The sequence below is a fragment of the Shewanella sp. genome (assembly GCF_051658185.1).
Lineage (GTDB): Bacteria > Pseudomonadota > Gammaproteobacteria > Enterobacterales > Shewanellaceae > Shewanella.
On sequence record NZ_JBOFMC010000354.1, the window covers coordinates 1 to 9,947 of the forward strand.

Annotated in this window: 10 protein-coding genes; 6 read left to right on the forward strand and 4 right to left on the reverse strand. The window is 46.9% G+C overall.

The window, feature by feature from the left end:
- Positions 1-663 precede the first annotated feature (663 nt).
- A complete protein-coding gene (locus ACRCZA_RS13415; protein ID WP_438674922.1) occupies positions 664-906 on the forward strand; it encodes a YecH family metal-binding protein in 243 nt (80 codons plus the stop codon).
- 282 nt (positions 907-1,188) lie between these two features.
- Here ACRCZA_RS13415 and ACRCZA_RS13420 read toward each other — a convergent pair whose 3' ends face one another.
- The 3 genes from ACRCZA_RS13420 to ACRCZA_RS13430 all read right to left on the reverse strand — a co-directional run bounded on the left by ACRCZA_RS13420 (position 1,189) and on the right by ACRCZA_RS13430 (position 2,903).
- Positions 1,189-1,491: a PilZ domain-containing protein gene (locus tag ACRCZA_RS13420; protein ID WP_438674923.1), complete on the reverse strand. Its 303-nt coding sequence runs from the start codon at positions 1,489-1,491 to the stop codon at positions 1,189-1,191.
- Positions 1,492-1,669: 178 nt separating this feature from the next.
- A complete protein-coding gene (locus ACRCZA_RS13425; RefSeq protein ID WP_438674924.1) occupies positions 1,670-2,074 on the reverse strand; it encodes a phosphate-starvation-inducible protein PsiE in 405 nt (134 codons plus the stop codon).
- A 319-nt stretch (positions 2,075-2,393) separates the two neighbouring features.
- Positions 2,394-2,903, reverse strand: a complete 510-nt coding sequence (locus ACRCZA_RS13430) for a DUF2062 domain-containing protein (RefSeq protein WP_438674925.1) — start codon at positions 2,901-2,903, stop codon at positions 2,394-2,396.
- Positions 2,904-2,935: 32 nt separating this feature from the next.
- Here ACRCZA_RS13430 and ACRCZA_RS13435 point away from each other — a divergent pair, with 32 nt between their 5' ends.
- Genes ACRCZA_RS13435 through ACRCZA_RS13450 form a run of 4 tightly spaced genes read left to right on the forward strand, consistent with a single transcriptional unit; the run spans position 2,936 to position 8,335 of the window.
- Positions 2,936-5,314: a DNA internalization-related competence protein ComEC/Rec2 gene (locus ACRCZA_RS13435; protein ID WP_438674926.1), complete on the forward strand. Its 2,379-nt coding sequence runs from the start codon at positions 2,936-2,938 to the stop codon at positions 5,312-5,314.
- 32 nt (positions 5,315-5,346) lie between these two features.
- Positions 5,347-7,155 carry a lipid A export permease/ATP-binding protein MsbA gene (gene msbA / locus ACRCZA_RS13440; protein WP_438674927.1) on the forward strand — a complete coding sequence of 603 codons (1,809 nt, stop codon included), beginning with the start codon at positions 5,347-5,349 and terminating at the stop codon, positions 7,153-7,155.
- Positions 7,156-8,169: a tetraacyldisaccharide 4'-kinase gene (gene lpxK, locus ACRCZA_RS13445; protein WP_438674928.1), complete on the forward strand. Its 1,014-nt coding sequence runs from the start codon at positions 7,156-7,158 to the stop codon at positions 8,167-8,169.
- Complete coding sequence (locus tag ACRCZA_RS13450; protein ID WP_438674929.1) at positions 8,156-8,335, forward strand: Trm112 family protein; 180 nt, start codon at positions 8,156-8,158, stop codon at positions 8,333-8,335. The genes lpxK and ACRCZA_RS13450 overlap by 14 nt, the downstream gene beginning before the upstream one ends.
- Before the next feature lie 260 nt (positions 8,336-8,595).
- Here ACRCZA_RS13450 and ACRCZA_RS13455 read toward each other — a convergent pair whose 3' ends face one another.
- Entirely contained in the window at positions 8,596-9,057 is a 462-nt protein-coding gene (locus tag ACRCZA_RS13455) for a hypothetical protein (RefSeq protein WP_438674930.1), read from the reverse strand.
- A gap of 148 nt (positions 9,058-9,205) precedes the next feature.
- Here ACRCZA_RS13455 and ACRCZA_RS13460 point away from each other — a divergent pair, with 148 nt between their 5' ends.
- Positions 9,206-9,895 (forward strand): energy-coupling factor ABC transporter permease, encoded by a 690-nt coding sequence (locus ACRCZA_RS13460; RefSeq protein WP_438674931.1) that lies wholly within the window; start codon positions 9,206-9,208, stop codon positions 9,893-9,895.
- Positions 9,896-9,947 lie beyond the last annotated feature (52 nt).

The following is a 9,947-nucleotide window of genomic DNA, read 5'->3' on the forward strand; positions in this document are numbered from 1 at the left end:
CCTAGCTGACGTTTATGCAAGGCAACGTCCTGTGGTTATTCTACAACAACGGGCGATTACGCATACGCAGCAGAAACGGTGCTCTAAACGCTGGGCTAAACTCTGGACTAAACGTTGCGCGAAGGAGACGTCTGGCAACCATTTGTTTTGATTCTTACTTTTACTTTTTGTCATAAGAGTCGCTCGTCATTTGGGTAGCATAAAGACACGTCATTCCTCCCTTGGCGAACACCAACTTGCATGAGCGAACAATATGTCATCTCGACACGCCAACACGCGCTAGGCAGGGTTTGGGTCGTTAGCGGCATAGTAACCTGTTTGCAGCCAATGGCAGCCCAAATCCGGGTTAGCGCCGCCTGATTCAGTAGTTTAGCGCCGGTTGATTCTGTGGGCTGATCGTAAATTGGCTGAGCATCCCATCATTGGCAGAACCAGCGCCCAGACCGCGACTCATGCAATCTTATTCTGACTCTTGGCTCCCTGTGATGGGGAACAGTGATGGGGAGTTGTGATCTCTGCTTACTTGCTCTGGCGATTCACCGTCGGCGCATCACATATTGCGGCTGTAACCAGTTACGTTAATCAGTTTGTGCGTGAGATCAGAGTTCACATTCTCTGCGTGGGTTATAAAGGTTAATATTAATTGCATCTTTTGGAGGATACATGTCTAACTCTGTTCATGGTCATGAGGTTATCGCACTGATGGTGGCTCAAGGAAGCCCTATTTTACAGCAGGAGTTAATTGCCCTGATGGCGAATAAATTTGGTGAATGCGCGCATTATCATACCTGTAGCGCTGAGGGCCTCAGCGCGGTGGCGCTTATCGAGTTGCTTCTGAATAAAGGTAAGTTTCAAGTCACGCCGCAGGGGATCACAGTGGTTGCGGGCCGAAAGTGCCAGCATTAAGAAGTAAGATTGAGTTGCGGATAGTTGTGAGTTAGCTGTGAGGCTTCTGCTTGCATGTGGTCGCAGTAGGCGTCGTTGCGCTCAACCCTGTTTGTTATTTGCAAGATTATCCGGCGTTCTTGGCCTTGTGAATGTGCTTAAAAACGGCTTAATCGGCGGGGCGGCAAAGGCCGTAAAGGGTAGGGCAAGGCTCGGGAGAGCCCTGCTCGTTAGGACGCCAGTGCCACGCAGTTGAGTTGACTTTGGTTTCTTGAGGTCACTTAACGTGTTGCCTGAACAAAATTACAGCAATTGCATGGCGATATGGTAACTTTGTTCATGGGATTGCGAGCAACGGCAGACTTGACCTTTGAGGGTATTTTGCTTCGGTGTATTGGAGTTAAAGGTGACTTCAACTAGCTCACCAAGAGCGAAAGGTTTTTTATAATCACACAAGATGCCGTGTCTGGCTAAGTCAATACACACGCCTTCATCATTATGCCGCTCTCCCTGCGCATCTATCCAACTTAAGCGCACTCGCTCAGCTTCCATATCTACTCTGAGTGAGCTGCGTCTTTCTTGATATCCTTTGGTATGGTCACCCATAGGCTAATCTCCCTATAAACAATTGATCTTAGTGGCAACTAGCATAATTGCTTTTGGGAAGAATACCAATGGCATGAGGGCGTTTGGTGTGAATTTTGTGGTGAGTGGCAAGCGCTGTGGGGGGACAAAAATGGTGCCATATTCGCCAATGCTGATGGCACCCATTTTAAGAGGAGGATTAATTATCGTACTCTTGATTTTTAGGATAGGGCATTTTCAATTGACCCCAGCGAATAACAATCACGGTGGCAGCCAAAATTAATGTCGAAAGGGATATCGCGGCAATGCGCCAATCATCCATGCTTTTCATATCTAAAATGAGATAACGGGCGAGGGCAACAATGGCGATATACAGTGGCATGCGAACAGGCAGTTTGCCTGATTCAGCATAGTTGGCGACCATGGCTAAGACTTCAAGATAAATAAATAACAACAGTAAGTCTGCGAGGGCCACTTTGCCGACGGAAAAAATATGGACAATTTCTTGGCCTATGGCGACGATTGTGGCAATGGCAATAATTAATAAAACTAAGTGTTCTACAGCTTTAAGACTCTTTGCACCGTATTGACGATAAAATAGCATAACAACTCCCTACTCGATATTTACCTAAATAGTAACAGTAAAATTCGCAGATTTAGGGAAAAGTACGGCACGAGACTGTGACCTAATCCACAAGATAGGAATTGTTTATCCCAGTTGCGCTCGGCCTTAAGGTGATCCTGTTTTGGCGTTGCAGCGGTGACTTGCCCTTGACTTTATGTGTCCTTGGGTTGAATTACGGTGTTGACATCATGAATCTCTTAAGCAATCACCTCAAGGAATGGCATTAATAAGGCTTACGTGCATGGCGCCACATGGGCGCATGTATCAAAGCTAGAGTTGAGTTGTGATGGGGGAAGAGTTATTTGTGCTGGCGTTTCTGCCATTTGAACATGATGGAATATTTCCATAAATTATTGATAATTAAGTAACCTAGCGCTGAAAAAATGATACCGAGGATCAAACAGCCGAGTAAAAACGCCGGGCCAATGGTCGTGAGTGAGGCGGCAATCCACTGCCAACTGGCTTCGAAGGTAAATGCTTGCGGGGCGTGACCGATAATTTTGGCACCGAGTAAGTATGCGGCGTAAAACATGACTGGCATAGTTAAGGGATTGGTTATCCAGACTAAAGCAACCGATACTGGAATATTGACTTTAAAGAGAATGGCCAGAGCGGCGGCAACGACCATCTGAAAGGGCATAGGGATCCATGCCACAAATAATCCAACAGCAAATGCACCAGGGGCTGACTTTCTATTCAAAGCCCAAAGATTGGGGTTATGCAGCAAACTACCAAAGATGCGTAAGTGTTTATGCTCACGCAAGGTTTCAGGCTTAGGCATAAATTTTTTTATTAATTTTTTTGGCATAGGCTGAAATTGCTGTCTTAACTTAATGGATTATGAATGGATTCATCTTTGGCTTTAGTGCCACCTTGCTATCAACAATGTTGTGGCCTTCGTTGCCACCCGTTGGGCTTTTACCCTATTTTTTGCTTGGGACCGTGATCCTATGGCAAAAATCCCCACTCTGTGCCGGTGGACTGTTTGCTGTGTTCTGGTTAACGCTGTTTTGTTTTGGCTTGTCTAAGCACGATTTTACTGATTTATCACAGCCTATCCAGATCAAGGGCGAAATCATAACACTAGTCAATCAAAACAGCGACTGGCTAAGTTTAGATATCGCCATCATTCGACCAAATTTAGCGCTCGGACCCAAAGCTAAACTCAGGTTGACTTGGAAAACCCCGCCAGCACTGCAAGTTGGACAAATTTGGTCGTTTACCTTGATGCCTAAAAGCATGAGTAATGTCCTCAATCAGGGTGGCTATAATGAGCAAAAACAGCTTGTTAGCCAACATATCATCGGTAAAGGTCGAGTTTTACAGGCCGAGTTAGTCAGTGATAACGCGTCATTAAGAAATCAGCTTGTGGCCTCTCTGGCCCCTTTACTTGCCCCGATGGCCCAGGGGGATATTTTGCTTGCCTTGATTTTGGGGGATAACCGGCTTATTTCAAAGGAACGCTGGCAATTACTGCGCCAGACGGGGACGGGCCATTTAGTCTCAATCTCTGGATTACATCTTTCCGTACTTACCGTTTGGATTTATACCTGCTCATTGTGGTTATGCAATCGGTTTGCCTTAGTGCCCAGTCGCCGAAATCTGATTGTCGCGTTAATCTTGTCTGCCTGCAGTGCGATTTTTTATGCTTATTTAGCCGGCTTTGGGGTGGCGACCCAACGTGCATTAATCATGATTGTCTTATTGATGTTACTCAGTTTACTAAGGCGATTTTCCAGTGCTTGGGAGCGATTGTTATTTGCGCTATTTGTGGTGTTACTGATTGATCCGCTTTCGTGCTTAAGTGCGGGTTTTTGGCTGTCTTTTTGTGCTCTGGCAATTATTTTATATACCCTAGAGGTTGCACCTAAAGTACCCGTTAAAGGGGTTGAACCTTCAATGGTCATGGGGCTTAAGGTAAGTTTGCTGCAGTTTTGGTCTGTGCAGTGGCGCTTGACCTTAGTACTTGGGGTGATCCAAGCCGTTTTGTTTGGCGGCATGAGTGTGCATAGTTTATGGATGAATATGCTGGCCGTGCCTTGGTTTAGTATGGTCGTGATCCCCTTAGCCATGGTCGGCTTTGGTTGCTGGTGGTTAGGCTCAGTGTTGGGGTTTTCTTGGTTAGGCATCTTACAGTTAAGTGATCTTGCCCTTGCGCCCTATGGTCAATTATTGCAGTTAAGTACCCATTTGCCTGCACACTGGCAAGCGACCTCTGCCTCCGAGTTGGCCGCGGGAATTTGTGCCTTGCTGGCCGGAGTGTTGTGGTGTTTTATCCCTAAAACTCGCCAATATCGGCTTTGGCATTTAGTCAGCTCAGTGCTGTGGATGCCACTGTTATGGACACTGGTCTTGAAGATGTTGCCCATCGCCTCGCCAGCATGGGCGGTACATGTGTTAGATGTGGGACAAGGATTAGCCGTTGTGATTGAAAAAGAAGGGCGAGGTATGCTTTATGATACTGGCGCGGCTTTTGGTGATGAGTTTAGTTACAGTCAGCGGGTGATCCTGCCGTTTTTAAATGCGAAGGGAATTCAACATATTGACTATGTATTTATTAGCCATAGTGATAACGACCACGCCGGAGGAGCACAGGTGTTAGCGCGTACTTACCCTAAGGCCGAATGGATAAGTGATGTCCCCCATTTGGCGGCAAAGGGATGTCGGCCGCAGCAGTTTGTATGGCAATCGTTAACGGTGACGATTTTGTTTCCCAAGCAGCCAACCGACGGCAATAACGGCTCTTGTGTCGTGCGAATTGATGATGGCGAGCACAGTTTGCTACTTACTGGGGATATCGAAAAAGCGGCCGAGGCGGCGCTCTTATTGGAAATCCCCTTATTGGCCACCCCGTCATCGCCGCTCGGTGCCCACCCTCAATCCCACACAGAGACAGGGGCGAGTTTATTAACGAGCCAAGTGTTATTGGCGCCTCATCATGGCAGTAAAACATCATCGACAGGCGCTTTTATCGATGCCGTGGCGCCAGAATTAGTGATTTTTGCGGCAGGATTAGCCAATCGCTTTGGCTTTCCGAAAGCTGAGGTGATTGAACGCTATCAACAACGGCAGATTGAGCATCTTATCACCGGATATGAAGGGCAGATCAGTGTGGTATTTACACCGGGTCAGCGAAAGGTGAAAAGCTACCGGCGAGATTTGGCGCCATTTTGGTACAACCGCGTGTTTAGATTTGGTGACTTGCTTAATCCGGAGTAGAATACGCACTTTGCCATAATTTAGTGTTATCAATGACAGCATCTCCTAAAAACGAAATGTGGACAGTTTTCAAAAGATTACTGGGTTATCTTAAGCCAATGAAAGGCATGTTTTTGCTTTCGGTCATTGGCCTAATTGTTTACGGGGTCGTGGATGCGGCCTTTATCGCGTTTATTGGTCCTTTTATTGATAAAGGATTTTCCAGTGGTGCACCAAGCGCGATAGCCGATGGCATTGCGCTCCCTGCAAATCAAGGTTTTCATGCGGATAATGAGGTGCTGATGTTGGCGCCGATTGTCGTGATCGTCATGTTTTCATTGCGAGGATTTGCGAATTTTGTTTCGACCTATGGCATTTCTTATATGAGTGCCCGTTTGATCATGGACATGCGTCAGCAAGTCTTTGAGCATTACTTGCGCTTACCTGTCAGTTACATGGATAAAGAAAACTCAGGTAGTTTGATTTCTAAGGTGACTTTTGACACGGAACAAATTGCCCGTGCCTCTGGAAGTGCATTAATTTCGATTGTCCGCGACAGTGTGACTGTCATCGGCATGGTCGTGTTAATGTTTTATAACTCATGGAAATTATCCCTGTGCATTTTAGTGATCGGTCCATTGATGGGCTTGGTCATGACCCTAGTGAGTCGCCGATTTCGCAAGGTTTCTAAACAAATTCAAACTGCGATGGGTGATGTCAGTGCGACAACCGAGCAGATGATCAAGGGCCATAAAAACGTATTGGCCTTTGGTGGCCAAGAAACCGAAGTGGCGCGGTTTGCAAAGGTAAACAGCAAAAATAGAAATCAAAACATGAAGTTGGCTGTTGCGCAAGCGATCAGCCAACCGATGATCATGGTGATTGGCTCCTTTGCATTGGCATTCGTGTTATATGCTGCCAGTTTAGATAGCATGAAAGCCGATTTAACCGCAGGCACCTTCGCGACCATTCTTGGCGCTATGATGGCGATGCTACAACCCATTAAAAACCTCACGCGGGTCAATGCTGAGTTTCAGCGCGGTATTGCAGCCTGTACTACTGTCTTTGAATTATTAGATTCGCAACCTGAATCCGATACGGGCAGTTATGCCGTTGATAGGGCTAAAGGACACCTACGGTTTGCGGGGGTCAGTTTTAGCTATGATGGGCAGGAACGCCGCGCCTTAGAGCATGTGGACTTTGAAGTAAAACAAGGGCAAACCCTTGCCTTAGTGGGGCGCTCGGGATCCGGTAAATCCACCATCGCCAGTTTAGTGACGCGGTTTTATACGGGGTTAGAGAGTGGTGATATTTTACTTGATGATGTCAGTATTTACGATTACTCATTGAAATCACTCAGGAATCAAGTGGCATTAGTCTCCCAGCAGGTGACCTTATTCAATGACACTATTGCTAACAATATTGCCTATGCCTACCCAGGGGATGTTACTCGGGAGCAGATTGTTGAAGCGGCGACCTTAGCCCATGCCATGGAATTTATCGAGCAACTTCCCGATGGACTCGATACCCAAGTGGGCGAAAATGGCGTGTTGCTTTCGGGTGGACAGCGCCAGCGGATTGCCATTGCCCGGGCAATGCTGCGCGATGCGCCAGTGTTGATCCTCGATGAAGCCACATCGGCCTTGGATACGGAGTCAGAAAAAGCCATCCAACAAGGACTTGATAATCTACGCCAAAATCGCACCTCGATAGTGATTGCTCACCGACTCTCGACCATCGAAAGTGCCGATCAAATTTTAGTGGTGGATCAGGGGCGAATTGTCGAACGCGGTAACCATAAGTCCTTGTTAGAGCAGGGCGGAATGTACGCTAAGTTGTATCAGATGCAATTTGGTAGCTAGATGCAAGCACTCGTCAATAAAATTTGGTATCAGGGTCATCCACTGCGTTGGCTATTGTTACCCTTTTCAGGACTATTTGCGCTAGTCACGGCGCTGCGCCGCGGTTTATTTCGCCTCGGTATCAAAGCTCAGACGACTCTTCCGGTGCCTGTCATTGTGGTCGGTAATATTACCGTGGGTGGCAGTGGTAAAACGCCCACTGTGATTTATTTAGTGGAGTTACTGCGTGCCAACGGATTTACTCCTGGGGTGATAAGCCGTGGTTATGGCGCTGATATTCAAGGTGTTAGACCCGTTTTAGCTGGTGCAAGTGCGGCGGATGTGGGGGATGAGCCCGCAATGATTGTGGCGCGTACTGGTGTTGCTATGGTGGTTGGCGCCAAACGGGTCGATGCTGCGAGGATGCTTATCGCGCATTACGGGGTAGACGTCATTATCTGTGATGACGGTCTGCAGCATTATGCCCTCGGACGGGATATTGAGTTGGTGGTGATCGATGGGCAGCGCGGTTTAGGTAATCAGCATCTCCTGCCCGCAGGGCCTTTGCGTGAAGGACCTTGGCGCTTAACACAAGTGGATTTTGTGGTCGTCAATGGCGGCCCGGCTGCGAGCGACCAATTTGCCATGCATTTACTCCCCAGCGCAATCCACGCGGTGAAGGATAATCGTGTGAAAACCGATGTTGATAAAACACAGCCTGTAGTGGCGATGGCGGGGATCGGTAATCCCCAGCGTTTTTTTGATTCTTTGCAGTCGCAAGGTTACCGAGTGGCGTACTCCCATGGCTTTGATGATCATCAAGCCTATGATAAAAAGCAATTATGTGATTTGGCAAAAGGTCATCCGTTACTGATGACTGAAAAAGATGCGGTTAAATGTCGCGATTTTGCACAAGAAAACTGGTGGTATTTGGCTGTCAATGCCAAGCTATCGCCACAATTTGATGAGCAGCTGTTATACCGTCTTCATGAAGTGGTGGCAGCGAAACAAGGAAACTCTCATGGCATTCGATAAAAAACTTTTAGACATAGTAGCTTGCCCAGTATGCAAGGGAAAACTGGAATACGATAAAACGGCGGAGCAGTTGATCTGTAAAGCGGATAAGTTGGCCTATCCCATCACCGAAGGGATCCCGGTGTTACTCGAAAATCGGGCGCAACCGTTAACGGAAACCGTATAATTTACGGTCGATGATGCGCGTAAACCGATTACGCGCATTGAGCCGCGAGCGTATTGGTTCGTCAGTTTTCATCATGCGGCCCTCCTGCGACTTAGCGATTTAGCAACATAGCAACATAGCAAGTACCAGTATTCCTCCGTTAACTTTTACCACGCAACTCTTACCACTTAAGTACCACTTAAGCAAAAGTCTTTATTCAAGTTAAACGTTCCTGTTTAAGTGCTGCTTCGCGCAAGCTACCAACGGCTGGATTGCGCGCCTTAAAACTGTTTAAATTTTTGCCTATCCGCCTCGTTAGCCCCTTCTTTACATTCTCCGCGGATCTCGCCCTTGTCCTCGCTAATATTGCGGCTCAGTTCAAAATAGCCTTCGCGGCAATATTGGGTCATCTCTAAGGTTTTATTCAGTCCTAATTCGACCTGCTTTTCCCAAAGCTCGAGTATGGCCGCTTGCTCTTGATACAGGCGCTGTTGTTGGCGAGGATCTTGAGAGGGATACCGTTGGGGATAATCAGCGGTCATTGGCTCTCTAAGTTCATGAGATCTTTGGCGGTTATCCATGAGGCGCGCTTGGTAGGTGAACAACTTAAGACCATCTGCTGCGATATGTGTCGATAATTTGTCTTTTAACGTACCCGCTAATTGCGCAGGATCGATTGTTGAACTACAAGCCATTAGGCATACACAGCTTAGCAAGGTGAGGCTGATAGATTTAATGGGCATAATCTACTGGGTACTCTTAGGTAATGTCGTCCGGGAAGAATACCTTAATATGGTCAAAAATATCAGATGTTTATGGTTATTTTTGCCAAGTTCTCCTGCGCGGTTTAAGCTGACTGCATTATGGGTGACGGGATAATGGGCCACTTTTATGTTGCAGAACTGGTTTGCACAATTTGAGCCAATTCAATGGGATTTTAGTCCCATGCAGCTGATGAGCTTGGGGCTGTTAGGCCTGTGGCTCTATGCCATCTGGCCAACGCGCGAGTTACGCCAGCTGCTTAATCATCAGGGATTGCAGTGGCGATTATTTATCGTTCTCCTCCTGATCAATAGTTTATGGATGGTTAATGCCAGTATTCACCCGAGTTTACATTTACACTTTTTAGGATTAGTGACTTGTATGTTGATGTTGGGGTGGCGGTTAGCGACGCTAGCGTTACTGCTACCGAGTGCTTTTTTTAGTGTTTTTGTGCTAAAGCAGCCTGCAGAGTTTGCGCCATTAAGCTTGTTTGCCATGGCTATCCCGATGTTTTTGTGTTTTTTATGCTATAGCCGCAGTTATCATGCCTTGCCAAAACATATTTTTGTATTCATTTTTGTTGGCGCTTTTATTAATGGTGGGTTATCGACGGTATTTCATCAATTGAGTTGGGCGACGTGGCTGTGGTATACGGCGGGGTATTCTTGGGATGGGCTTGTAGATAATTACCTGATATTGATACCGTTACTGGCTTTTCCAGAAGCATTGCTCAACGGTATGGCGGTGACGCTGTTGGTCGTGTATCGGCCGCAATGGTTATTTGATTATTCGGATCGTAACTATTTGTGGTTTAAGTAGCAGGCGATTTAAGTTGATTTCGGTTTAAGTCGATTGTGGGTTTAAGCCGATT

Coding starts and splice junctions, on each gene's coding strand:
- ACRCZA_RS13415 (WP_438674922.1), top strand. CDS start 664: ATGTCTAACTCTGTTCATGGTCATGAGGTTATCGCACTGATGGTGGCT.
- ACRCZA_RS13420 (WP_438674923.1), bottom strand. CDS start 1,491: ATGGGTGACCATACCAAAGGATATCAAGAAAGACGCAGCTCACTCAGA.
- ACRCZA_RS13425 (WP_438674924.1), bottom strand. CDS start 2,074: ATGCTATTTTATCGTCAATACGGTGCAAAGAGTCTTAAAGCTGTAGAA.
- ACRCZA_RS13430 (WP_438674925.1), bottom strand. CDS start 2,903: ATGCCAAAAAAATTAATAAAAAAATTTATGCCTAAGCCTGAAACCTTG.
- ACRCZA_RS13435 (WP_438674926.1), top strand. CDS start 2,936: ATGAATGGATTCATCTTTGGCTTTAGTGCCACCTTGCTATCAACAATG.
- msbA (WP_438674927.1), top strand. CDS start 5,347: ATGACAGCATCTCCTAAAAACGAAATGTGGACAGTTTTCAAAAGATTA.
- lpxK (WP_438674928.1), top strand. CDS start 7,156: ATGCAAGCACTCGTCAATAAAATTTGGTATCAGGGTCATCCACTGCGT.
- ACRCZA_RS13450 (WP_438674929.1), top strand. CDS start 8,156: ATGGCATTCGATAAAAAACTTTTAGACATAGTAGCTTGCCCAGTATGC.
- ACRCZA_RS13455 (WP_438674930.1), bottom strand. CDS start 9,057: ATGCCCATTAAATCTATCAGCCTCACCTTGCTAAGCTGTGTATGCCTA.
- ACRCZA_RS13460 (WP_438674931.1), top strand. CDS start 9,206: ATGTTGCAGAACTGGTTTGCACAATTTGAGCCAATTCAATGGGATTTT.